Raw genomic sequence first — 21,822 nt, forward strand, 5'->3', positions numbered from 1 at the left:
CCGTGAGTGATCTCTTCGATACTGGTTCCGCCGAGCCCGCAGCCTCGCCTCACCGTCCACTGGCGGATCGCTTGCGGCCGCAGTCATTATCTGAGGTGATCGGGCAAGAGCAGGTTCTGGGCGCAGAGGCGCCGCTTGGGGTGATGTTGGCCTCGGGTAGCTTGTCCAGCCTGATCTTTTGGGGACCTCCGGGTGTCGGTAAGACGACTATTGCCCGGTTGCTGGCCCAGGAAACCGATCTGCATTTCGTGCAGATCAGTGCGATTTTCACGGGTGTTCCGGATCTGAAAAAGGTGTTCGAAGCCGCCAAGATCCGCCGTCAGAACGGGCAGGGCACTTTGCTGTTTGTCGACGAAATCCATCGTTTCAACAAAGCGCAACAGGATGGGTTTCTTCCGCATATGGAGGATGGCACGATCCTTCTGGTGGGCGCGACGACCGAAAACCCGTCGTTTGAGCTGAACGCGGCGGTTCTCAGTCGGTCTCAGGTGCTGGTACTGGAGCGGCTCAGTCTCGCTGATCTTGAGCGCCTGACCCAACGCGCCGAGAAAGAGCTGGATCGTGCATTGCCGCTGACGTCTGCCGCCCGCGAAGCGCTACAAGAGATGGCGGATGGTGACGGGCGCGCGCTATTGAACCTGATTGAACAGGTTACCGCCTGGAAAGTGGACGCCGATCTGGATCCCGAGGCTTTGTCAACGCGCCTGATGCGGCGTGCTGCAAAATACGACAAGTCGGGGGACGAGCATTACAATCTGATCTCGGCCCTGCACAAATCGGTGCGCGGATCGGACCCGGACGCAGCGCTCTATTGGTTTGCGCGGATGCTGACCGGTGGTGAAGACCCGCGCTATCTGGCGCGCCGGATCACGCGGATGGCGGTCGAGGATATCGGCTTGGCCGATCCGCAGGCGCAATCGATTTGCCTGCACAGTTGGGAAACCTATGAGCGGTTGGGCTCGCCCGAGGGTGAGCTGGCGCTGGCGCAGGCTTTGGTCTATCTGGCGCTCGCTCCGAAATCGAACGGGGCCTATGTGGGGTATAAAGCGGCGATGCGGCTGGCCAAGCAATCGGGCAGCAAACCGCCGCCCAAACATATCCTGAACGCGCCGACCTCGCTGATGAAAGATCAGGGGTATGGGGCAGGCTATGCCTATGACCACGATGCCGAAGATGGGTTTTCGGGTCAGAACTATTTCCCGGATGATATGAAACGCCCGGCACTCTATCAGCCGGTTGAACTTGGGTTCGAACGGGAGCTGAAAAAACGGCTGGAGTATTTCGCCAAGCTGAGATCCCAGCGCAATTCGAGCTAGGCTTGACTCTGCACCCGATGCGCGCGACAGACGCGCATGATTCTCTAAGGCACTGAAACAAGCACAATCCGGGCGGATCAGCCGTGCGGAACAAGGGGCAATGACATGAGCGGCGTACAGGTGATCACCGTAGCAGAGGGCGATGGCGACCAGCGGCTGGATCGCTGGCTGCGCCGCCTGTTTCCGCATGTCAGCCAGGGCCGGATCGAGAAGATGTGCCGCAAGGGTGAACTGCGCGTAGATGGCAGTCGGGTCAAAGCTTCGACACGGCTTGAGGTCGGGCAGTCTGTACGTGTGCCGCCGCTGCCAGATGCGGATCACAAGCCCGCAGTCGTGAAGCATCGTGTCTCGGATGCGGACGCGAAGATGATCCAGTCCTGTGTGATCTACAAGGATGACGATGTTCTGGCGTTGAACAAACCGCATGGCCTGCCGGTTCAGGGTGGCAGCGGTCAGACCCGCCATGTGGATAGTCTGTCCGAGGCCTTGCGCTTTGGCCATGACGAGAACCCGCGCCTTGTGCATCGGTTGGACAAAGACACATCCGGCGTTCTTTTGATGGCCCGCACGCGCGAGGCCGCCAAAGGGCTGACCGCAGCGTTCCGGCATCGCAATACGCGCAAGATCTACTGGGCCCTCGTGGCTGGTGTGCCAACGCCTTATCTGGGCGAGATCAAGACGGGTCTGGTCAAAGCGTCAGGGCATGGCAAACAGGGCGAGGGCGAGAAGATGATCGCCGTGCACCCCAGCGAAGTGAACGATACGCCTGGGGCAAAGCGCGCGCATACGCTCTATGCGACGCTCTATCGGGTCGCGGGTAGGGCGGCTTGGGTCGCAATGGAGCCTGTGACCGGGCGAACCCATCAGTTGCGTGCACACATGGCGGCGATTGGCCATCCAATCATCGGCGATGGAAAATATGGCGGGTCGGGGCAAGAGAACCTTGGTGACGGTTGGGGCGCGCAATTGGGCGGGATTATCAGCAAGAAGCTTCATCTGCATGCGCGCAGCCTTTCGTTCGAACACCCTTCGAGCCGAAAACCTATCTCGATCACGGCGCCCTTGCCCGAGCATATGAAGCATAGTTGGGAGACATTGGGCTGGACTGAGGATTTGGCCTCGGATGATCCATTTGAGGAACTGCGATGAACGCCCCTTTGCGGCTTGTCCTGTTTGATGTAGATGGCACGCTGGTTGACAGTCAGGGTGCTATTGTCTCTGCGATGACCGCGTGCTTTCAGGCACAATCGCTGCCAATTCCGGATCGCGAGGCGGTCTTGTCCATCGTTGGCCTGTCTCTGCCGCACGCAATGGCGCGGCTGGCACCTGAACGGTCAGAACAGGTGCAGGGCTTGTTGGTCGAAGGTTACAAACAGGCCTATCATGCGCAACGGTTAGAGCAGGGGGCTGCAAGCTCACCGCTTTTTCCGGGCGCGCGCGAGGTGATTGAACAGCTCCACGCACAGCCCGAGGTGCTTTTGGGCGTTGCCACAGGCAAATCTAAGCGCGGGCTTGATGCATTGCTTGAGGCGCATGGGTTGGAGCGGTATTTCGTGACCAGGCAAGTCGCGGACCATCACCCATCCAAGCCTCATCCCTCGATGATCGAAACGGCTTTGGCTGAAACAGGAGTACCTGCCGAGCATGCTGTCATGGTCGGCGATACCAGCTTTGACATGGACATGGCCACCGCTGCACAAATTGCCGGGGTCGGTGTCAGCTGGGGATATCATGATCGCGCAGCCCTGTGCGCAGCGCGGCACGTAATCGAGACATTTGAGCAACTGCCAGCAGCACTGGCTAATATCTGGGGCTAATGAAATGAGCGACTGGAAGCCAAAGCGGTTCTGGACCACAAGCGCTGTTGTCGAGGCGGACGGGGGGTATACCGTTGAACTGGACGGTCGCCGGGTCAAAACGCCAGCAAAAGCTGCGTTGATCCTGCCGAAGCGTGCTATGGCCGAGGCGGTTGCCCAAGAATGGGACGCACAGGAAAAAGAAGTTGACCCGGCCACGATGCCGTTTACCCGTTCTGCCAATGCCGCAATCGACAAGGTTCAGCAACAGCATGGCGAAGTCGCCGATATGCTTGCGGATTACGGCGACTCGGATCTGCTGTGTTATCGGGCGACCCATCCCGGGACCCTGCAAAAACGACAATCTGACGCGTGGGACCCGGCCTTGGATTGGGCGGCTGACACACTGAACGTACGGCTCTTTCCGATCGTGGGTGTGGTGCACCAACCGCAGGCCGCTGACGCGTTACAGCGATTGCGTGGTCGGGTGCACGAGCTAAGCGCGTTCCAACTGGCCGCGTTTCACGACCTCGTCAGCCTGTCCGGGTCATTGATTCTTGGTTTTGCGGCTGCACAGAATTGGCGCAAACCGGACGAGATATGGCGCATTTCGCGGCTGGATGAGCTTTGGCAGATTGAGCAATGGGGCCATGACGACGAGGCGTACGCCGCCGCCGAAGTGAAAGAAGCCGCCTTCCTGCATGCAAAGCGCTTCTATGACCTCTCTACTTGAGACTTTTTGGCGTCAAATTGTGATTTCAGCCCAAATAATACGTAAATTCACCTATCGTTTTCGCTGATCCGGCCCTTGACGTTTGTTGATGAATACGCCCAAACTCGTGCCACTAAAGGGGAGAGACCTTTTGGGTAACCTTTCCGGCGCGGCAGCGCTGGGTCGAACCGTCTCAACTAGGGGCGGAAAATCAGGAAGAGGTAAAAATGAAAAAATCCGTAATCTTGGGCATGGCAACAATTGCCGGCCTGGCTGCTGGTGCGGCTGCGGCTGCGACCGTTGACGACGTCAAAGCACGCGGCAAGCTAAACTGCGGTGTGACCACCGGTCTGGTTGGTTTTGCGGCGCCCGACGCGAATGGCGAATGGCAGGGCTTTGATGTTTCCCTATGCCGTGCTGTTGCTGCAGCTGTTTTGGGTGACGCGAACGCAGTAGAATTCGTTCCGACCACCGGTAAGACACGCTTTACCGCGCTGGCGTCCGGCGAGATCGACATGCTGGCACGTAACACCACTTGGACCTTCAGCCGCGATGTCGACCTGAAGTTCGAATTCGTCGGCGTTAACTACTATGACGGCCAAGGCTTCATGGTTCCCAAGGCACTGGGCGTAAGCTCGGCCAAAGAACTGGACGGCGCGACCGTTTGCATCCAAACCGGCACCACCACCGAGCTGAACCTGGCGGATTTCTTCCGTTCGAACAACATCAGCTACGAGCCGGTTCCGATCGAAACCAACGCCGAAGCACAACAGCAGTACCTTGCTGGTGCATGTGACGTTTACACCACCGACGCATCGGGCCTGGCTGCAACTCGCGCCACGTTCGAAAATCCAGGTGATCACGTTCTGCTGCCTGAAATCATCTCGAAAGAGCCGCTGGGCCCGCTGGTCCGTCACGGCGATCACGAGTGGGGCGATGTGGTCCGCTGGACCTTGAACGCATTGGTCTCGGCTGAAGAGCTGGGCGTGACCTCGGCGAACATCGATGAGATGGCAGCTGGCACGGACAACCCAGAAGTCAACCGCCTGCTGGGTACCGAAGGTACTCTGGGTGAGATGCTGGGTCTGGACGCTGACTGGGCCGCCAAAGCTATCAAAGCTGGTGGTAACTATGGCGAAGTGTTTGCCAAGAACATCGGTGAAGAAACCCCGATTGGTCTGGCACGCGGCCTGAACGCACAGTGGACCGAAGGTGGTCTGCTGTACTCGCCGCCGTTCCGCTAAAACCCACAGAGAAGAGGGCGCAGGGCAACCTGCGCCCTCTTTTCCATCAAAATGCTACGGGCGGCTCAAGAGCGGGGAAAACCCTGCCGGTGTATGAAGCGTCCGAAATGCACGGGGATTCCAAAATATGTCGACTATGACTGACCCGCCGAAAGCTGACTTTCGGTTGTCTATGCTCATAAACGATACCCGCTATCGCTCACTGACGTTTCAGGTGATCGCGGCGATCGTTATTGCGCTTAGCATCTGGTATCTAGGTAACAACCTGATCCAGAACCTTAGGGCCGCTGGCCTTAACATTTCCTATTCATTCCTTGGCGATCCGTCTGGGTACGATATTAACCAACGCCTCATTGAATATGACAGCCAGTCTTCACATGGGCGTGCGGCTGTTGTCGGCATTCTGAACACTCTGCTGGTGGCCTTTCTGGCCTGTATCACGGCAACAGTGTTCGGTGTAATCGCCGGTGTTCTGCGCCTGTCGAACAACTGGCTTATCTCAAAGCTGATGGCGTTTTATGTCGAGATCTTCCGGAACATTCCGGTTCTGATCTGGATCCTTATCATCTTCTTCATCATTACCGCTGCGATGCCCGCACCAAGAGCCTATCTGGGTGAGGATGCCGAGCGTGGAATGGTGCTCGGGCTTTTTGCGTTTACCAACCGGGGAATTTACGTACCGCTTCCATACTTTACCGGTGGTTTTGGCGGTGTTGCGAACTGGTTGCTTGTAGTTGCAGTGTTGGTCGCGTCCTATTTCTCTACGCGGTTTGTGAATAAGAACGCACAGATCAAACAAGAGAAGACGGGCATCAGACCAAATACGCTGCTTTTGAACGCGGCGATTTGGTTCGTGCCGCTGATCGTTGTTCTATTTTTGCTAGGACTGTCATGGGATCTGCCTGATCCTTTGGCGAACCGTTTCAATTTGCGTGGAGGTCTTCAAATCGGTGCACCACTAATCGCATTGTGGTTCGCACTGTCGATCTACACAGGTGCCTTTATCGCGGAGAACGTCCGGGCGGGTATTCAGGCGATCTCAAAAGGTCAGACCGAGGCTGCGTCGGCGCTGGGTTTGCGCCCGGGTCGGGTCATGAACCTTGTGGTCTTGCCGCAGGCTCTTAGGGTGATCATCCCGCCGTTGATCTCGCAATATCTGAACATCACCAAGAACTCGTCGCTGGCGATTGCAGTAGGCTACGCGGATATCACTGCAACGCTAGGTGGTATTACGCTGAACCAGACTGGTCGCGCGATCGAGTGTGTTCTGCTGCTGATGCTGTTCTACCTCACGGCTTCGCTGCTGATTTCGATGGTGATGAACATCTACAACGCATCCGTCAAGTTGAAGGAGCGCTGAGCCATGAGTGATCAAACGACGAATTCGATCGCCTTCGTGGCAGAAGGCACAATCCCTCCTTCACCGCCCCCTGCAAATGAGGTTGGCGTGGTCAAGTGGATGCGCGAGAACTTGTTCTCGGGCGTTGCCAACACGATCTTGACGGTGATCTCGCTGATCCTGATCTACCTCATTTTGAAGAACACGCTGCCGTGGATTCTGAATGGGGTTTGGAATGCGAACTCGCTGGCAGAATGCCGCGAGATACTGGCGGGGAAAACCGGGGCCTGTTTCGCGGTTCTGACCGAGCGTTGGCCGCAGCTTATCTATGGGTTCAAATATCCAACCGACGCCTATTGGCGACCCAATCTGGCCTTCGTACTGATGCTGGTCGCATTTGCTCCGGTTCTGTTCTTCGATCTGCCGCGCAAGATGCTGATCTTTACGGGACTTTACCCTTTTGTTGCCTTCTGGCTGATCTGGGGTGGCACGATACTTGCGCCATTGGTGGCGCTGGTAGGTTGTATCGCTGCCGGTGCAGTGTTCCAGAAATTGGGTAAGAACAGCTTTGCCGCCGGATTCTTTGGTGCCATCATCGTTGCACTGATCGTCTGGAACGTCGGCGCGCTTCTGATCCCTGAAGGGGCGTCAGAAAACGCATTGTTGACTTATGTTCCCAGCCGAGACTTGGGTGGCTTCATGCTAAACATGATGCTGGGTGTGACCTGTGTGTCGCTGTCGGTTCCGCTTGGGATTGCACTGGCACTAGGCCGTCAGTCGGACATGCCGCTGATCAAATGGGTCTGTGTCATCTTCATCGAATTCATCCGTGGCGTGCCTCTGATCACGCTACTGTTTGTGGCTTCGGTGATGCTGTCCTACTTCTTCCCGCCTGACAGCACGGTCGATCTGTTCCTGCGCGTTGTGATCATGATCACCATGTTCTCGGCCGCTTACATTGCCGAGGTTATCCGTGGTGGTCTGGCTGCTCTGCCCCGTGGACAGTACGAGGCTGCAGATAGTCTTGGCTTGGATTACCCTCAGGCGATGCGTCTGATCATCCTGCCGCAGGCCCTGAAGATCTCGATCCCTGGTATCGTGAACGTGGCCGTTGGCCTGTTCAAGGATACTACACTGGTTTCGGTCATTTCGATGTTCGATCTGGTGGGTATGATCCGGGGGCCGATCCTGGCGTCGACCGAATGGCAAGGCATTTACTGGGAGCTTTTTGGCTTTGCCGCGCTCCTGTTCTTTGTCGTCTGCTACGGCATTTCTCAATATTCCCAGTGGCTCGAGCGTCGCCTTGCCACGGACCATCGTTAAGGAGTTCAACACATGTCTGAACTTGCAGTAGAACGCGAAATCGATCGCTCGAAGATGCAGGTGAGCGACGAGGTCGCCATCGAAATCAACGGCATGAACAAGTGGTACGGGTCTTTCCACGTGCTGCGCGACATCAATCTGACCGTCAATCAGGGCGAGCGGATTGTTATTGCGGGTCCGTCGGGCTCGGGTAAATCCACCCTGATCCGTTGCCTGAACGCGCTGGAGGAACACCAGCAAGGCACGATCGTTGTGGACGGAACCGAGCTGTCGAATGACCTAAAAAACATCGACAAGATCCGGTCCGAGGTTGGCATGGTGTTCCAGCACTTCAACCTGTTCCCGCATCTGACCATTCTGGAGAACTGCACGCTGGCCCCGATCTGGGTGCGCAAGACGCCCAAGAAAGAGGCCGAAGAGCGCGCGATGCATTTCCTGGAAAAGGTGAAAATCCCGGACCAAGCGCTGAAATATCCCGGTCAGTTGTCGGGTGGTCAGCAGCAGCGTGTGGCGATTGCCCGCTCGCTGTGCATGATGCCGCGGATCATGTTGTTCGATGAACCGACATCGGCGCTGGACCCCGAGATGATCAAAGAGGTGCTCGACACCATGATCGAACTGGCCGAGGAAGGCATGACCATGCTGTGTGTGACCCACGAGATGGGCTTTGCCCGTCAGGTCGCCAACCGCGTGATCTTTATGGACGCGGGTCAGATCGTGGAGCAGAATGAACCAGAAGAGTTCTTTAACAACCCGCAGAGCGAACGCACCAAGCTGTTCCTGAGCCAAATCTTGGGGCACTGATCCTTCGCAAATCAACGAAAAGGCGGGGTTCTGACCCCGCCTTTTTCTATTCCAGCAGTTCGCGTGGGATGGCGAAGCCCAGAACTTCTCCGCTGTGCCATTGAAATTCAGACCAGTTGTCGAAATCGAAGCGGATGACCGTTGTGGCGCAGGTTGGATAATCCAGAAACCGGGGATGATCAGGGGCTTGCGCGACAATACGGTTGGCAAAATTGGCGATGCCGGGGTTATGTCCCAGCATCAGTACGGCCTTGCCCGAAGCCTTAGACAAATGCCGTAGCAAAGTGTCAGCACTGCCCAGATAAAGCGGGTGGTAGAATTTAACCGTCTCGGCGGTAAGTCCCATTCTCTCCCATGTTTCGCGGGTCCGGAATGCGGTTGAACTGATCACTTCGTCAGGCAGCCACCCGTGCTGTTTCAACCAATTGGCCATCGCCGGGGCCGATTGGCGCCCGCGTTTGTTCAAAGGGCGGTTATGATCGCTGGCCGTTGGGTCATCCCAACTGGATTTTGCGTGGCGCGTCAGGATCAGCAGACGGCTCATGACGGATGAAACGCGCGCATATGGTGCGCTGATTGTTCGGGGTCACGCTCGGCCCCTGCGCTGAGAGGGCAGGCCAGCCGTGCGAGGCACCCGCCCGTCATGCAGCTTTGCCCTTCTTCCGTGTTTAGATGATCATGGCAGGCCGCCACATCATAGAAAGTTTGAGCGTTGAGCGCTCCAACCGGGCAGGTCGTGGTGCAAGGGGCGGGGCAATTTGTGCAAGGCGACGCATTGTCGATATTCCGGATCGCGAACTCTTCTTCAAAATGAAGTGCCCCCCGGTATGAGATCATCATCCCAACAGTGTCATGCACCAGAGCTCCGACCGGGCTGCTGAATGTCCGGCCGGACTTGAGAGCCCAATCGATAAAGGGCGTATATGGCGGGCCACCGAAGGGAAAATGCGCCTCGGCACCGAGCGTCTGCGCCATATGGCTGATAACGCGCGTCGACCAACGGTCTACCGGATTTGCCTCATTCCACTCTGGGGCAGCTTTGAGTGCTGGCCAGAACGCACCAGCTGTTCCAAGTAAGATCAAGGTGCCGGTCTCAAGCTGTTTGGCCTCAGCTATTCGGGGGTGCAGTGCGCCCATGATGATGAGGCCCGCAGCCTCGGCGACTTGCTCAACACGTGTGAATTCTGGGAAGGCGTTTGAGGTGTCGTCTGATTGGTTCGTCATCGAAGCCCCCCACCGCATCAATCAGTCAGGCCTGATCAGCGAGCCCGCGCCATGTTCGGTGAACAGCTCTAACAAAACCGCGTTGGGCGCACGACCGTCAAGGATTACGACAGCCCGAACGCCACTGTGAAGCGCATCCAGAGCCGTCTCAGTCTTTGGGATCATGCCACCTGCAATAGTGCCTTCCAACGTCATCTCGCGGATTTGCCCGGCTTTCAGCTCGGTCACCACATCACCAGCAGCATTTTTGACGCCTGAGACATCAGTCAGAAGCAATAGGCGATCAGCTTTTAGAGCGGAAGCAATCGCGCCTGCTGCGGTGTCACCGTTGACGTTGAACGTCTCACCTGCACGGCCAGCGCCCAAGGGTGCAATCACCGGGATCACGTCATGCGAAAACAGATCATGCAGAACCTTGGGGTTCATCTCGGACGGAGAGCCGACAAATCCAAGTGACGGGTCCGTCTGGTCGCAGATCATGAGGTTGGCATCTTTGCCCGACAGGCCCACGGCTGAGCCGCCTTGTCCGTTTATGGCCTGTACGATGCGCTTGTTCACAAGCCCCGAAAGGACCATTTCAACCACTTCGACAGTGGCCTTGTCGGTGACACGCTTACCGCCGACAAATTCGGACTGAATATCTAGCTTGTCCAGCATTGCGTTGATCATTGGTCCGCCGCCATGCACGATCACAGGATTGACGCCAACCTGACGCATCAGAACGACGTCGCGCGCAAAGCTCTCCATGGCTTCGTCGCTGCCCATGGCGTGCCCGCCCAGCTTGATGACGACGATTGCACCGTCATATCGCTGCAGATAGGGCAGGGCGCTGTTGAGTGTGGCTGCGGTGGCGATCCAGTCCCGGTTCATATCTCGTGTCTTCATGGCTTAGGTCCCTCTGGCACACCGTGTTAGGGCCTTTGTGCGGTGCTGCCAAGGGCGAAGCTATTCCAGATGTGCGATGATCGAGCGCAACGTTGGAATGCCATCGCCTTTCTCGGACGAAGTCAGCACGATTTCGGGGAAAGCAGCAGGGTGTTTGGACAGGGCGTTGCGCACTTGATCTAGCACTTTCTCGCGGTCTTTGGCCTTGACCTTGTCGGCCTTTGTCAGAACGCATTGAAAGGTCACGGCGCTGGTGTCCAGCAGTTTCATGATCTCGGCGTCCACGGATTTCACCCCATGTCGCGAGTCGATCAACACGAAGGCGCGGCGCAGCGTCTGGCGACCGCTCAGGTATTTTTTGAGCAGACGCTGCCATTTCTCCACGATCTTTACCGGCGCGTTGGCATAGCCATAGCCTGGCAGGTCGACCAGATAGAGCTCTGGCCCTTGCGTGAAAAAGTTGATCTCTTGCGTGCGGCCCGGCGTATTGGATGCGCGCGCCAGACCCTTGGTGCCGGTCAGCGCGTTGATCAGGCTGGATTTGCCCACGTTTGAGCGACCCGCGAAACAGACCTCCAACCGGTCCGGGGCGGGCAGGCCGTCCATGGCGACGACGCCTTTGACAAACTCTGATGGTCCGGCAAACAGTTTGCGCCCGGTCTCTGCAGCGAACGCGTCTGGTGTCTCAGCCAAAGGAAAGGGAAGCGTGGTCATAGTATCTGAACCTTGTCGCCAGTGCGAATGGTGCCCCCGTCCAGCACTTCGGCGTAAACCCCAAAATCCTGGTGGTCCCAGCTGTTCAGAGCGCCCAGAGTGTCCGCGTCGCGTTCGCCCGTCTCAGGGTTGGCGGTCGTCGCCAGGCAGCGCGTGATACGCTCGCGGACGCGCAGGGTTGCCTCACCAATGCGGATATCGCGGCCGATCCAGTCGAACTCTTCCCACAGCGGCAGACCGTCGAACCAGATATTGCCGCGCCAGCGGATGGTCGACAGATCACGGTTTAGCTCTTGCTCAACTGCACGGTGCGAGGCCATGTTGCACAGGCTGATCGATGGAAAATCGCTATCTGTCATACCACGCCCGGGCACGCGGATTATGCGAGCGGACTCGGCGCGATCAGCCGGCATCAACGGCTTGACCCAGTCCAGAAAGGCGTTCTGCTGCGTGTCGGGCTCAAAGCTCAGGTCAGGGCGGTCAGGATGGCGTAGCGTGACCGCGTCACCATGCAATTGCGCCGAGATTGCCATCAACTGAGGGGCCTTTGCCCCGCGGCTGAAATTGTTACATGGCATCCACTCCGAGCCATCGGCCTTGGATGCCTCATGCGCAACTGCCCAAACACGATCCCCGGGCATAGTCTGCCCGGGGGTCATGGTAATCTGATCAAGGCTTTCACGCCCGTGGCTTTTGATCGGGTGCCGCCACAGGGCGCTCACTGTGCCGGTCATTTGTCATCCGTCTTTGGCGTTTTCTTGAAGCCGGACTTAATGTTGCCGAATACGTCAGGCGTGTAGCCCTGGCTACGCATGATCAGGTATTGCTGGGTGAATGTGATCGTGTTGTTCGCAATCCAGTATACAACCAGACCGCTGGCAAACCCGCCCAGCATGAACATGAACACCCACGGCATCCAGGCAAAGATCATCGCCTGAGTCGCATCGGTTGGTGCCGGGTTCAGTTTTTGCTGCAGCCACATCGAGATACCCAATAGCAGCGGCAGGATACCGATGAAGATCAGTGCCATAAAGCTCTCGGGTGCAGGTGCGGCCCAGGGCAACAAGCCAAAGAAGTTGAAGATCGAGGTTGGGTCCGGAGCACTGAGGTCCTGGAACGGGCCAAACCAAGGGGCCTGACGCAGTTCGATGGTGACAAAGATCACTTTGTACAACGAGAAGAAGATCGGGATCTGCATCAAGATTGGCAAACAGCCGGCGGCTGGGTTTACTTTTTCCTTCTTGTACAGCTCCATCATGCCTTGCTGCATCTTCTGGCGGTCATCACCTGCGGCCTCTTTCAGGGCTTCCATCTGCGGTTGCAGCTCCTTCATCTTCGCCATTGAGACATAAGATTTGAAGGCCAGCGGGAACAGGATTGCCTTAATGATCAGGGTCAGGCCAATGATGGACCAGCCCATGTTCCCAATCAGCAGGTTGATGTTGTGCAGCAACCAGAAGATCGGCTTGGTGAGGAAGAAGAACCAGCCCCAGTCGATGCTGTCGATGAATTTCTGGACGCCTTCCGCCTGATATTCACGAATGGCTTCCCATTCTTTGGCACCAGCGAACAGGCGTGTGGTCACTTCAGCGGTCTCGCCCGGAGCAACCGTAACCGTCGGCAGCACCGTCTCGGTTTGGTAGATCTTGCGACGCGAGTCATATTTTGCGGCCGCTTTGAACGTCGAGCCGGGCTCAGGAATAAGCGTGGTCATCCAGTAGTGGTCGGTGAAGCCGATCCAGCCATCTTCCTTAACCTGATACACCTCGGCCTGTGCACGCTCATTCGGATCGATATCGAAATCGCGGACATCGCCATAATCGACTTCGGACAGTGTCCCGTCGGCCATTCCGATCACACCTTCATGCAGGATGAAGAAGTTTTTCAGGCCAGGCAGATCTCCGTCCTCTCCGATGCCGTGACGGGCGAGGATGCCATAGGGGGCCATACCCACCTCGGCTTGGGTCCCGTTCTCAACAGATTGGGTCACGGTGAACATATAGTCCTGATCAACCGAGATGATGCGACGGAAGGTAAGACCGTTGCCATTGTCCCAGGCCAGAGTGATCGGGTTGTCTACGCCAAGCGTTTCGCCCTCTTCCAGTGTCCAGAGTGTGTTGGGACCAGGAACATCGGCTCCTGCTAGCCCGGTACCCGGAGCCCAACCATAAAGCGCATAGTAGGCAGATTCAGACCCAACCGGAGACAGCAGCTCGACAATCGGTGCGCCTTCTTCGATCGAAACTTTATAGTCTTTCAAAAACAGCTCATCGATCCGACCACCTGACAGGGACAAGCTTCCCTCAAGGCGGGGGGTATCGATGTTCACCCGGGGTGCTTGCTCTTCAGGCAGTGTTTCTTCGGTGGTTGCTGTTGCCTCACCCACGGTGCTGGTGGCGCTGGGTGTTTGCACCTCGTCACCTTCCAGGGCTGCAATTTCTGCCTGTTCCTGTGTCGTGGTTGGTTCCGGCGGAGGGAACAGCACAAACCAGACCAGGATCACCAGAAAGCTGAGCGCGGTTGCGAGGATAAGATTCTTATTCTGATCGTCCATCGGGGACAGCCACCTTGAGCAGTGAAACACACCCGGTGGGTTCAACAGAGTGCAGCCCCAAAGGTCAAGCGGAATCGCCCGTCAAATCACCGCAGCGCTGGATTTGGCGCACCGAAACTGCCGATTTCATCCCATTTTGCGACCGATCTTGGGCGCGCCCGCAAGCTTGGCACGATGCGCTGTGATCCAATCCAATGTTTGGTCGAACGGCATCGGCCGGGCAACACCGAAGCCTTGGACGTGATTGCTGCCCAATTGCGCCATCAACGCATGTTCGCCCGGCGTCTCAACACCTTCTGCAAGCGTTTCGAGGTTCAGCCGCTCTGCCATAGTCAGAATGGCACTGACCAATTGTTGCTGACTGGGGTCTTGATCGGATTTTGCGACGAAAGTCCGGTCGATCTTGATGCGCGAAACATCAAATCGCTTGATCGATGCAATCGACGCATGCCCAGTGCCAAAGTCGTCCAGATCAATACAGCACCCAAGGGCTGCCATACCGGTTACGTTCCGCGTGATCACATCGTCGGGCCGCCGCGAGAACACCGTTTCCAGGATTTCGACCGCCAGCCTGTCAGGGGTCAGATCGAATTGATCCAATTCCCATTTCAAGCTGTCTATCAGGCTCGGGTTGCGCAGTTCATCGGATGAGAAATTGATCCCGATCCTTGGAACAATCAATGCCGCGCGATCCCAGGCCCGCATCGCGTCGAATGCATGATGGCGCATGACCTGCCCCAATCGTTCCAACAGGTCGGCCTGCTCGGCAAAAGGCAGGAATACCTGTGGACCAAGAACGCCTTTGACCGGATGCTCCCAACGCGCCAGCGCCTCAAATCCGGTTATGTTGCCATTGTCGGTCGATATCTGGGGCTGAAACCACGGCCGGAGATCCCCATTGTCCAACGCAGCCTCGAACTCTTTCCTGAGGTTGGCACGGACCAATGATCGCCTTTGGGTCGCTGCTGAATAGGCGCGTATAGTTGACGGCCCACTTCTTTGCGCCTCGGAAAGAGCTGCGGTGGCAGCGCCGACCCACCCAATCGCTTCGGGTTCGCGCAGGTCAGAATGCAGACAGAAACCAATGGAGCAGGATTGATAGACACTTGTACCATTCACCATAAGGGGTTCTTCGATGGCGCTTTGAATGCGACCTGACATCTGGATGCATGCTTCGAGGTCAAGATGCGGGGATGGGTGAAGGCCGATGAGAAACCGGTTCTGGTCGATCTGCGCAAAAATATCCTGGCTGCGAATGACCGAAAGGATGCGATCGCTGACCTGTCGATTCACATGATTTGCGGCGGCCTGGCCGTGCAGATCCAGAAGGTCGAGATAATCATCCAGCGCAACGGCGACGCAGGCGGCGTTTTCATTGGATTTTTGAACCACGTCATTCAACATCTGCATTTCGGTTTGGAACACGTCATAAGGAACCGCGCCGCTGGGGCGCATTCCTGAGCTGCGCGCTGTATATGACCGACCGCCCCAGAGGCCGGTCGCAGCGAACGCGAGCGGCAAGCCAAAGGCGGTGGCGACCAAGGCGCGTTCACCGCCCAACCAGAAGGCGGCCAAACAGGCAGCTGGTACAAAAGCCAGAATTTGCGGTCCTGAAATAAGAACACGCAGGGCATCGAGGCTTCGGTTAACAGAGAGAATTTTCCGCATCGGATTTACGGCCTTTGACTTGAGCTAGGATCGCGCAAGCCAACCGTAAGAAACCAATCTGAGTCAGGCGTTAACGTAACTTGGGAATTTCTTCTGAATTTTCGTCTTTTTGAATCGGATCAATGGAGAGATTTGCAAAATCAAAGAGTTTCGGGTCCAAAAGATGCGAAGGCCGTGCGTTGGTCAGCGCCCGGAACATCACCTGCCGTCGCCCCGGCGCATTTCTTTCCCATTGATCAAGGATCTGCTTCACCTGCTGGCGTTGCAGGCCGTCCTGACTGCCGCAAAGGTCACAAGGAATGATGGGATAGTTCATCGCGTTGGCGAATTTCTCACAATCCACTTCGGCGACGTGGGCGAGGGGGCGGAAAACGAACAAATCGCCTTCTTCATTCACCAGCTTCGGTGGCATCGTCGCCAGACGTCCGCCATGGAATAGGTTCATGAAAAAGGTCTCAAGAATATCATCCCGGTGATGACCCAGCACTACCGCTGAGCACCCTTCCTCGCGCGCGATGCGATAGAGGTTGCCCCGGCGCAGGCGTGAACACAGCGCGCAATAGGTGCGGCCTTGCGGGACTTTGTCCATCACAACGGAATAGGTGTCCTGATATTCGATACGGTGGGGAACACCCATACGCTCTAGAAATTCAGGCAGGACCGTCGCGGGAAACCCAGGTTGCCCCTGATCCAGATTGCAGGCCAAAAGATCGACAGGCAGCAAACCACGCCATTTCAATTCGTACAGCACGGCCAGCAGAGTATAGCTGTCTTTTCCGCCCGACAGGCAGACCAGCCATCGTGGTGTGTCGCCAGAGCGGTCGACCATCCCATATTGCTCAATTGCCTCGCGCGTATGGCGCACAATGCGTTTGCGCAGCTTCTTGAACTCGGTGGTCGAAGGTGCACCGGCAAAGAGAGGATGGATATCGTCGGCTTCATCAAACATGGGCGGGGCCTATCGCAGATGGGTTAACCGGGCAAGGGTCAGGATTTATCGTCCGGTACGGGATCATATCCGTCGCCACCCCATGGATGGCAGCGTCCGATGCGTCTGGCGGCCAGCCACGTGCCCTTGATCGGGCCATGCTTTTCCAGCGCCTCCAGCGCGTAAGCCGAACAGGTGGGTTGGTAACGGCAATTGAACCCGACCCAAGGGCTGAATATCAGCCGATAAGCTCTGATCGGCAGAGCGATGAGATTTGCGAATAGGGTCATTTGCTACCATGCAACTTGCGCAGGGCGTAGCGCAGGTCGTCTTTCAAGACATCAAAGGGCCGCGCAGCCGTCACTTCGGCGCGACCAATCAGCACGTAATCCCAACCGACTTGACCCTGACTGGGCAAAACGGCACGCGCAGCCTCACGCAAGCGACGCTTGGCGCGATTGCGGGCCACGGCATTGCCAACTTTTTTTGAGCAGGTGAAGCCTACGCGAACACCCGCCGCTTCGTCGGGCGCGCGCTTCCGAGCCTGCACCATCATCGAGGCAGTGCCCTGTCGCTTTGCCCGCGCAGCTTTCAGAAAGTCTGAGCGTTTCCGCAGAACAATCAATGTTTCACGCGCGCAAACGGACACCGCCGGGGGCTTGACCCTCGGCTGGTTGTTACCATCCTCAGGGGCCTCCGGCGGCATCATGTTCATAACCTGATCAGTGAGGCGGTTTATGCGCTCAGCGACTTACGGCCACGTGCGCGGCGCGCGTTCAGGATTTTGCGGCCGGCTTTAGTAGCCATGCGCGCGCGGAAACCGTGGCGGCGTTTGCGAACCAGGTTCGAAGGCTGATAGGTGCGTTTCATCGCTCCGTCTCCAATCTATAGCGGTGGGTGCGGCGCGGATTCGCCTGGCCCGAGTGTTCGAAGCCCGTCCTCTACTGGGTCACGGGTGCTAAGTCAAACCCCTAGGTGGGGGTTTCGACGCCTTTTGCAACAATTCTGTAACCGCCACCAGCAAAAGGTTTCAAATTAAAGGTTTTGGCCCCCAATTTCTCACATTCCCGGTTGCAGACATCAACGCCCCGTGAGGTACCTGTTGTGCGGGCCTTTGGCGTCGCATGTTGTAGGCAGAATGAAACGCACCAAACCGGACAGTTTGATGAGTGATACGACTCAGACCTCGCGCAACGGCCTTGCGCGCCACATACCTCTGCTGGTGATCCTCGCCGTTGCCGCATTGGGTTTCTTTACCTTGGGCGACTACCTGACATTTGAGACCCTGCGCGACAACCGCGAGGCGCTTTTGGCGTGGCGGGACGGAAACTACTGGGCGATGGCGGCTGCGTTCATTGGCATATACATCGTGATCGTTGCCTTTTCGTTGCCGGGTGCCGCTGTGGCTTCGATGACAGGAGGGTTTTTGTTCGGCCTCGTCGCCGGAACAGTTTTTAACGTGTTTGCAGCCACAATAGGGGCCTCGGCCATCTTTCTGGCGGCACGCTGGGGATTAGGAGAATCGCTGACGGCGCGGCTGGAATCGTCGGAAGGGACGGTCAAAAAGCTAAAGAACGCGCTGCGCGAGAATGAAATCTCGGTGCTGTTCCTTTTGCGCCTTGTCCCTGTTGTGCCATTCTTCGTGGCAAATCTGGTGCCTGCGTTGGTTGGCGTAAAGTTCCGAAACTTCCTGATCACCACGGCGCTGGGAATCATTCCGGGTGGTATTGTCTACACGTGGATAGGCGTCGGGCTGGGTGGTGTATTTGACCGGGGCGAAACGCCGGAAGTGTCATTGCTGTGGGAGCCATTTGTCATCGGGCCCATCATTGGCTTGTGTGTTCTGGCTGCATTGCCGATTGTCATAAATTCCATTCGTGGCCGAAAGGACACCTGATACATGCAAGAACTGAAAACCGATATCCTGGTGATCGGCGCCGGGTCGGGTGGGCTGTCTGTCGCGGCCGGAGCGAGCCAGATGGGGGCGGATGTCGTCTTGCTTGAAGGCCATAAGATGGGCGGCGACTGTCTGAACTTCGGTTGCGTTCCTTCGAAGGCTCTGATCGCCAGTGGCAAGGCAGCCTATGGACAGGCCCACAGTTCTGCCTTTGGCGTCACGGATGTCGCGCCTCAGATCGATTACGCCGCCGCTAAGGATCACGTTCACGATGTGATCTCTCAGATCGAGCCGATGGACAGTCAGGAGCGCTTCGAAGGTTTCGGCGTCAGGGTCATCCGCGAATACGGCAGCTTTGCCTCGCCTACGCAGGTGCAGGCAGGCGATCATCTGATCACCGCACGGCGTGTGGTGATTGCGACCGGCTCATCCCCACTGGTACCGCCATTGTCGGGTCTGGATCAGGTGCCGTATTACACCAACGAGACCATATTCGATCTGCGCGACAAGCCTGCGCATCTTCTAATCATCGGCGGTGGCCCGATTGGCATGGAGATGGCGCAGGCGCACATCCGTTTGGGCTGTAAGGTTACTGTAATCGAGGGGATGAAGGCGCTGGGCAAGGACGACCCCGAAGCTGCCTCGCTCGTGCTGGAGAGTTTGAAGGCTGAAGGCGTAGCGATCCATGAAAACGCGATGGTGGCCCAGATCCGTGACAACGGGGGTGCTGTTGAGGTGGTCACCGAGAATGGGGAAATCTACGCGGGATCACATCTTTTGTTAGCGGTTGGGCGAAAGGCCAATGTCGAGCGTCTGAACCTTGAGGCAGCAGGGATCAAGCGTACGCCTACTGGCATCAATGTCGATCAGTCGCTTCGGACATCTAACCGCAGGGTTTACGCAATAGGGGATGCGGCAGGCGGGCTGCAATTCACCCACGTGGCGGGGTATCACGCCGGAGTCATTATCCGTTCCGCTCTGTTTGGACTGCCTTCCAAAGCGAAAACGGCGCATATTCCCTGGGCCACTTACACCGATCCCGAACTGGCGCAGGTCGGACTGACCGAGGCGCAGGCGCGTAATCAGCATGGTGACGCGATGGAAATCGCCCGGTTCGACTACCACCACAATGACCGCGCTATTTCCGAACGGAAGACGAAGGGTTTCATTAAGGTGATGGTCGTAAAAGGCCGACCGGTTGGCGTGACAATCGTAGGGCATCAGGCCGGAGAATTGATCAACTTGTGGTCGCTGGCCTTGGCCAATAACCTTAAAATGGGTCAGATCGCCGCGATGGTTTCGCCCTATCCGACGATCGGAGAGCTTAACAAACGCGTGGCGGGCGCTTATTTCTCGCCAAGGCTGTTTGAGAATCAAACGGTTAAACGAGTGGTCAGGTTCGTCCAACGCTGGATCCCCTGACGCAAGAAGGAGCGCAAAGTGAATTCGCTGTCGGGCCGATTTCTGATCCTGACGACGGTCTTCGTAATGTTGGCCGAGATATTGATCTTTGTGCCTTCGATCGCGCGGTTTCGCGAAGACTTTTTGCTGAATCGGTTAGAGCGCGCGCAGATCGCCTCACTCGCATTGCTGGCAGATGACATGCTGGCCGACGAGCTTGAGGCTGAGCTGCTGGCGAATGCTGGTGTCTATAACGTCGTGCTACGCCGTGACGAGGTACGCCAGTTGATGCTGTCCTCGCCGATCCCTGACCAGATTACCAAGACCTATGACCTGCGCAATGCCAGCGCCTGGGTTCTGATCCGCGACGCCACCCGGCGCTTCTTTACGCCTGAGAACGAGGTCATCCGCGTCATAGGTGCCCCGGTAAAGGATGCAGGCCTATTGATCGAAGTCACAATGGACAGTGACCCGTTACGCATGGCGATGACAGATTACGGTCTGCGCATTTTGGGCTTATCTTTCTTCATTTCAATCATCACTGCGTCTTTGCTCTTTCTTGCTGTGCGCATTGTATTGGTGCGCCCGATCAAAGGTGTCGTCGGATACATGCAGCGCTACGCCAGTGCGCCCGAAGATGCGCGCGGTATTATTTCCCCCAACTCGCGGGTCACGGAATTACGCGAAGCTGAAGAAGCCTTGCAGATGTTGCAAACCGATTTGACGCAGGCCCTGAAACAACGCGAACGTCTGGCGCAATTGGGCGGAGCAGTCGCCAAGGTTAGCCACGACTTGCGCAACATTCTGACGTCGGCGCAATTGTTCACCGATCGCATTGAATCGAGCGATGATCCACTGGTTGCACGCATGGCACCAAAACTGGTGAATTCGATCACCCGGGCCGTTTCATTATGTGAAAGCACATTGGCCTTCGGGCGGGCGGAGGAGCCCGCTCCGACGCTCACGATGGTTCGGTTGCGAGACATCGCCGCTGACGTCGTGTCCAGCGAACGCCTCGCTATCGCCGATGCTTGCGTCGAAATCGTGAACGACGTTCCTGAGGAACTGATCGTCCGTGCTGATCCCGAACAGATCTTCAGGGTCATCATGAACCTCGTGCGCAACGCCAGACAGGCGCTTTTGGCCTCGGGCAAGCCAGGTCGCGTCAGCGTCACGGCATCCGAGCAAGCTTCAGATTGGTGTATTGAAATAAGCGACACAGGCCCGGGCCTACCACCCAAAGCTCAAGAGAATCTGTTTACCCCGTTTCAAGGCGGGGTACGCAAAGGAGGTTCTGGTCTCGGGCTTGCAATTTCACAAGAACTGGTACGCGGTCACGGAGGAGACCTCTTCTTGAAAGAGACCGGCCCTGAGGGAACCACCTTTGAAATAAGGCTCGCGCGTGGTGAAATGAATTTTTGAAGTTTTTTTGAAGAATCGGCTTGCGCCCCCTCTGCCTCAGGTCTAAATAGCGCCTCACCAACGCGGACCGATAGCTCAGCTGGATAGAGTACTTGACTACGAATCAAGGGGTCGGGGGTTCGAATCCTCCTCGGTCCGCCACTTTGGTTTCTGTTGGACGTCAGACGAATTTGACTTTTGCGTCATAAACTGACCCAACTTCCCCTTTTCGTACTCCCGCAGACTGCTTCGTTTGATCTGACTTTCCTTCAGGAAATCAGGGCTGATTTGTAGATCAGACGGCGAAGCCGCCTGTTCCTGCTGATCTGCCACGTGGCGAACGCGGGAGGGGGCGAGGCAATGCTATTCGACAGGGGTGGTGCGGCCCGCAGGCGCAGCCGAGGACACGGCCCTGTCTAATAGGGTTGCCCGAGGGGGAGGGCGGCGCCCTCACCCTGACGGCCAGGGGCGTTTGGCTTGTCCAAATCCCACTGGCCAAAAAAAGTCGATGGCTGATAGCACCCGCTGAGCAGCCTCATCTGACTGGTCCAATTTGATTGTTAGTGCATCATCGGCCTGTGATCCATCGGGATGATGGTTTCCGGCGCTGGCGGGC

22 protein-coding genes and 1 tRNA gene are annotated in these 21,822 nt (G+C 57.0%); 12 read left to right on the forward strand and 11 right to left on the reverse strand.

Annotated features, from left to right (window positions below):
• Positions 1-2 precede the first annotated feature (2 nt).
• The 8 genes from ACR0B3_RS22765 (at position 3) to ACR0B3_RS22800 (ending at position 8,534) form a co-directional block, all read left to right on the forward strand.
• Entirely contained in the window at positions 3-1,316 is a 1,314-nt protein-coding gene (locus ACR0B3_RS22765; protein ID WP_480811058.1) for a replication-associated recombination protein A, read from the forward strand.
• A 105-nt stretch (positions 1,317-1,421) separates the two neighbouring features.
• Complete coding sequence (locus ACR0B3_RS22770) at positions 1,422-2,465, forward strand: RluA family pseudouridine synthase (protein ID WP_480811059.1); 1,044 nt, start codon at positions 1,422-1,424, stop codon at positions 2,463-2,465.
• Entirely contained in the window at positions 2,462-3,133 is a 672-nt protein-coding gene (locus ACR0B3_RS22775) for an HAD-IA family hydrolase (RefSeq protein WP_480811060.1), read from the forward strand. The genes ACR0B3_RS22770 and ACR0B3_RS22775 overlap by 4 nt, the downstream gene beginning before the upstream one ends.
• Positions 3,134-3,137: 4 nt before the next feature.
• Positions 3,138-3,845, forward strand: a complete 708-nt coding sequence (locus tag ACR0B3_RS22780; RefSeq protein WP_480811061.1) for an ATP12 family chaperone protein — start codon at positions 3,138-3,140, stop codon at positions 3,843-3,845.
• Between the two features lie 206 nt (positions 3,846-4,051).
• Positions 4,052-5,068: an amino acid ABC transporter substrate-binding protein gene (locus ACR0B3_RS22785; RefSeq protein WP_170687286.1), complete on the forward strand. Its 1,017-nt coding sequence runs from the start codon at positions 4,052-4,054 to the stop codon at positions 5,066-5,068.
• 127 nt (positions 5,069-5,195) lie between these two features.
• Positions 5,196-6,428, forward strand: a complete 1,233-nt coding sequence (locus ACR0B3_RS22790; RefSeq protein ID WP_480811062.1) for an amino acid ABC transporter permease — start codon at positions 5,196-5,198, stop codon at positions 6,426-6,428.
• Positions 6,429-6,431: 3 nt separating this feature from the next.
• Positions 6,432-7,730 carry an amino acid ABC transporter permease gene (locus ACR0B3_RS22795; protein WP_480811063.1) on the forward strand — a complete coding sequence of 433 codons (1,299 nt, stop codon included), beginning with the start codon at positions 6,432-6,434 and terminating at the stop codon, positions 7,728-7,730.
• Positions 7,731-7,742: 12 nt separating this feature from the next.
• Positions 7,743-8,534 (forward strand): amino acid ABC transporter ATP-binding protein, encoded by a 792-nt coding sequence (locus tag ACR0B3_RS22800; RefSeq protein ID WP_269149813.1) that lies wholly within the window; start codon positions 7,743-7,745, stop codon positions 8,532-8,534.
• 46 nt (positions 8,535-8,580) lie between these two features.
• Here the strand turns inward: ACR0B3_RS22800 and ACR0B3_RS22805 are convergent, their stop codons facing one another.
• From ACR0B3_RS22805 to rpmH, 11 genes are all read right to left on the reverse strand, one after another.
• Positions 8,581-9,078 carry a SixA phosphatase family protein gene (locus ACR0B3_RS22805; RefSeq protein WP_480811064.1) on the reverse strand — a complete coding sequence of 166 codons (498 nt, stop codon included), beginning with the start codon at positions 9,076-9,078 and terminating at the stop codon, positions 8,581-8,583.
• Positions 9,075-9,758, reverse strand: coding sequence for a ferredoxin (locus ACR0B3_RS22810; protein ID WP_480811065.1), 684 nt, complete (start codon positions 9,756-9,758; stop codon positions 9,075-9,077). The genes ACR0B3_RS22805 and ACR0B3_RS22810 overlap by 4 nt, the downstream gene beginning before the upstream one ends.
• 21 nt (positions 9,759-9,779) lie before the next feature.
• Positions 9,780-10,643: an acetylglutamate kinase gene (argB, locus tag ACR0B3_RS22815; RefSeq protein ID WP_170687281.1), complete on the reverse strand. Its 864-nt coding sequence runs from the start codon at positions 10,641-10,643 to the stop codon at positions 9,780-9,782.
• 60 nt (positions 10,644-10,703) lie between these two features.
• Positions 10,704-11,357: a ribosome biogenesis GTP-binding protein YihA/YsxC gene (gene yihA / locus ACR0B3_RS22820; protein ID WP_480811066.1), complete on the reverse strand. Its 654-nt coding sequence runs from the start codon at positions 11,355-11,357 to the stop codon at positions 10,704-10,706.
• Positions 11,354-12,091 carry an MOSC domain-containing protein gene (locus tag ACR0B3_RS22825; protein WP_480811067.1) on the reverse strand — a complete coding sequence of 246 codons (738 nt, stop codon included), beginning with the start codon at positions 12,089-12,091 and terminating at the stop codon, positions 11,354-11,356. The genes yihA and ACR0B3_RS22825 overlap by 4 nt, the downstream gene beginning before the upstream one ends.
• Entirely contained in the window at positions 12,088-13,911 is a 1,824-nt protein-coding gene (gene yidC, locus ACR0B3_RS22830; RefSeq protein ID WP_480811068.1) for a membrane protein insertase YidC, read from the reverse strand. Before yidC ends, ACR0B3_RS22825 begins: the two co-directional genes overlap by 4 nt.
• Positions 13,912-14,037: 126 nt before the next feature.
• Positions 14,038-15,579, reverse strand: a complete 1,542-nt coding sequence (locus ACR0B3_RS22835; protein ID WP_480811069.1) for an EAL domain-containing protein — start codon at positions 15,577-15,579, stop codon at positions 14,038-14,040.
• A 70-nt stretch (positions 15,580-15,649) separates the two neighbouring features.
• Positions 15,650-16,528, reverse strand: coding sequence for a tRNA 2-thiocytidine(32) synthetase TtcA (gene ttcA, locus ACR0B3_RS22840; RefSeq protein ID WP_480811070.1), 879 nt, complete (start codon positions 16,526-16,528; stop codon positions 15,650-15,652).
• 38 nt (positions 16,529-16,566) lie between these two features.
• Complete coding sequence (gene yidD, locus ACR0B3_RS22845; protein WP_480811071.1) at positions 16,567-16,797, reverse strand: membrane protein insertion efficiency factor YidD; 231 nt, start codon at positions 16,795-16,797, stop codon at positions 16,567-16,569.
• Positions 16,794-17,216, reverse strand: a complete 423-nt coding sequence (gene rnpA, locus ACR0B3_RS22850; RefSeq protein WP_480811072.1) for a ribonuclease P protein component — start codon at positions 17,214-17,216, stop codon at positions 16,794-16,796. Before rnpA ends, yidD begins: the two co-directional genes overlap by 4 nt.
• A gap of 26 nt (positions 17,217-17,242) precedes the next feature.
• Positions 17,243-17,377 (reverse strand): 50S ribosomal protein L34, encoded by a 135-nt coding sequence (gene rpmH / locus ACR0B3_RS22855; RefSeq protein WP_005980833.1) that lies wholly within the window; start codon positions 17,375-17,377, stop codon positions 17,243-17,245.
• A gap of 295 nt (positions 17,378-17,672) precedes the next feature.
• Between rpmH and ACR0B3_RS22860 the strand changes: the two genes are divergently transcribed.
• The 4 genes from ACR0B3_RS22860 to ACR0B3_RS22875 all read left to right on the forward strand — a co-directional run bounded on the left by ACR0B3_RS22860 (position 17,673) and on the right by ACR0B3_RS22875 (position 21,368).
• On the forward strand, positions 17,673-18,404 hold the full coding sequence (locus ACR0B3_RS22860) for a TVP38/TMEM64 family protein (protein WP_480811073.1): 732 nt from the start codon (positions 17,673-17,675) through the stop codon (positions 18,402-18,404).
• Positions 18,405-18,407: 3 nt separating this feature from the next.
• Positions 18,408-19,826, forward strand: coding sequence for a dihydrolipoyl dehydrogenase family protein (locus tag ACR0B3_RS22865; protein ID WP_480811074.1), 1,419 nt, complete (start codon positions 18,408-18,410; stop codon positions 19,824-19,826).
• Between the two features lie 18 nt (positions 19,827-19,844).
• Positions 19,845-21,227, forward strand: coding sequence for a sensor histidine kinase (locus ACR0B3_RS22870; protein ID WP_480811075.1), 1,383 nt, complete (start codon positions 19,845-19,847; stop codon positions 21,225-21,227).
• 64 nt (positions 21,228-21,291) lie between these two features.
• Positions 21,292-21,368 (forward strand) — tRNA-Arg (locus ACR0B3_RS22875).
• The last annotated feature ends 454 nt before the right edge of the window (positions 21,369-21,822 follow it).

The organism is Ruegeria sp. CE9 (assembly GCF_056537425.1).

What these genes read in the sequence shown, in the direction of transcription:
- ACR0B3_RS22770 (WP_480811059.1), top strand. Translation starts at nt 1,422, where the DNA reads ATGAGCGGCGTACAGGTGATCACCGTAGCAGAGGGCGATGGCGACCAG.
- ACR0B3_RS22775 (WP_480811060.1), top strand. Translation starts at nt 2,462, where the DNA reads ATGAACGCCCCTTTGCGGCTTGTCCTGTTTGATGTAGATGGCACGCTG.
- ACR0B3_RS22780 (WP_480811061.1), top strand. Translation starts at nt 3,138, where the DNA reads ATGAGCGACTGGAAGCCAAAGCGGTTCTGGACCACAAGCGCTGTTGTC.
- ACR0B3_RS22785 (WP_170687286.1), top strand. Translation starts at nt 4,052, where the DNA reads ATGAAAAAATCCGTAATCTTGGGCATGGCAACAATTGCCGGCCTGGCT.
- ACR0B3_RS22790 (WP_480811062.1), top strand. Translation starts at nt 5,196, where the DNA reads ATGTCGACTATGACTGACCCGCCGAAAGCTGACTTTCGGTTGTCTATG.
- ACR0B3_RS22795 (WP_480811063.1), top strand. Translation starts at nt 6,432, where the DNA reads ATGAGTGATCAAACGACGAATTCGATCGCCTTCGTGGCAGAAGGCACA.
- ACR0B3_RS22800 (WP_269149813.1), top strand. Translation starts at nt 7,743, where the DNA reads ATGTCTGAACTTGCAGTAGAACGCGAAATCGATCGCTCGAAGATGCAG.
- ACR0B3_RS22805 (WP_480811064.1), bottom strand. Translation starts at nt 9,078, where the DNA reads ATGAGCCGTCTGCTGATCCTGACGCGCCACGCAAAATCCAGTTGGGAT.
- ACR0B3_RS22810 (WP_480811065.1), bottom strand. Translation starts at nt 9,758, where the DNA reads ATGACGAACCAATCAGACGACACCTCAAACGCCTTCCCAGAATTCACA.
- argB (WP_170687281.1), bottom strand. Translation starts at nt 10,643, where the DNA reads ATGAAGACACGAGATATGAACCGGGACTGGATCGCCACCGCAGCCACA.
- yihA (WP_480811066.1), bottom strand. Translation starts at nt 11,357, where the DNA reads ATGACCACGCTTCCCTTTCCTTTGGCTGAGACACCAGACGCGTTCGCT.
- ACR0B3_RS22825 (WP_480811067.1), bottom strand. Translation starts at nt 12,091, where the DNA reads ATGACCGGCACAGTGAGCGCCCTGTGGCGGCACCCGATCAAAAGCCAC.
- yidC (WP_480811068.1), bottom strand. Translation starts at nt 13,911, where the DNA reads ATGGACGATCAGAATAAGAATCTTATCCTCGCAACCGCGCTCAGCTTT.
- ACR0B3_RS22835 (WP_480811069.1), bottom strand. Translation starts at nt 15,579, where the DNA reads ATGCGGAAAATTCTCTCTGTTAACCGAAGCCTCGATGCCCTGCGTGTT.
- ttcA (WP_480811070.1), bottom strand. Translation starts at nt 16,528, where the DNA reads ATGTTTGATGAAGCCGACGATATCCATCCTCTCTTTGCCGGTGCACCT.
- yidD (WP_480811071.1), bottom strand. Translation starts at nt 16,797, where the DNA reads ATGACCCTATTCGCAAATCTCATCGCTCTGCCGATCAGAGCTTATCGG.
- rnpA (WP_480811072.1), bottom strand. Translation starts at nt 17,216, where the DNA reads ATGATGCCGCCGGAGGCCCCTGAGGATGGTAACAACCAGCCGAGGGTC.
- rpmH (WP_005980833.1), bottom strand. Translation starts at nt 17,377, where the DNA reads ATGAAACGCACCTATCAGCCTTCGAACCTGGTTCGCAAACGCCGCCAC.
- ACR0B3_RS22860 (WP_480811073.1), top strand. Translation starts at nt 17,673, where the DNA reads ATGAGTGATACGACTCAGACCTCGCGCAACGGCCTTGCGCGCCACATA.
- ACR0B3_RS22865 (WP_480811074.1), top strand. Translation starts at nt 18,408, where the DNA reads ATGCAAGAACTGAAAACCGATATCCTGGTGATCGGCGCCGGGTCGGGT.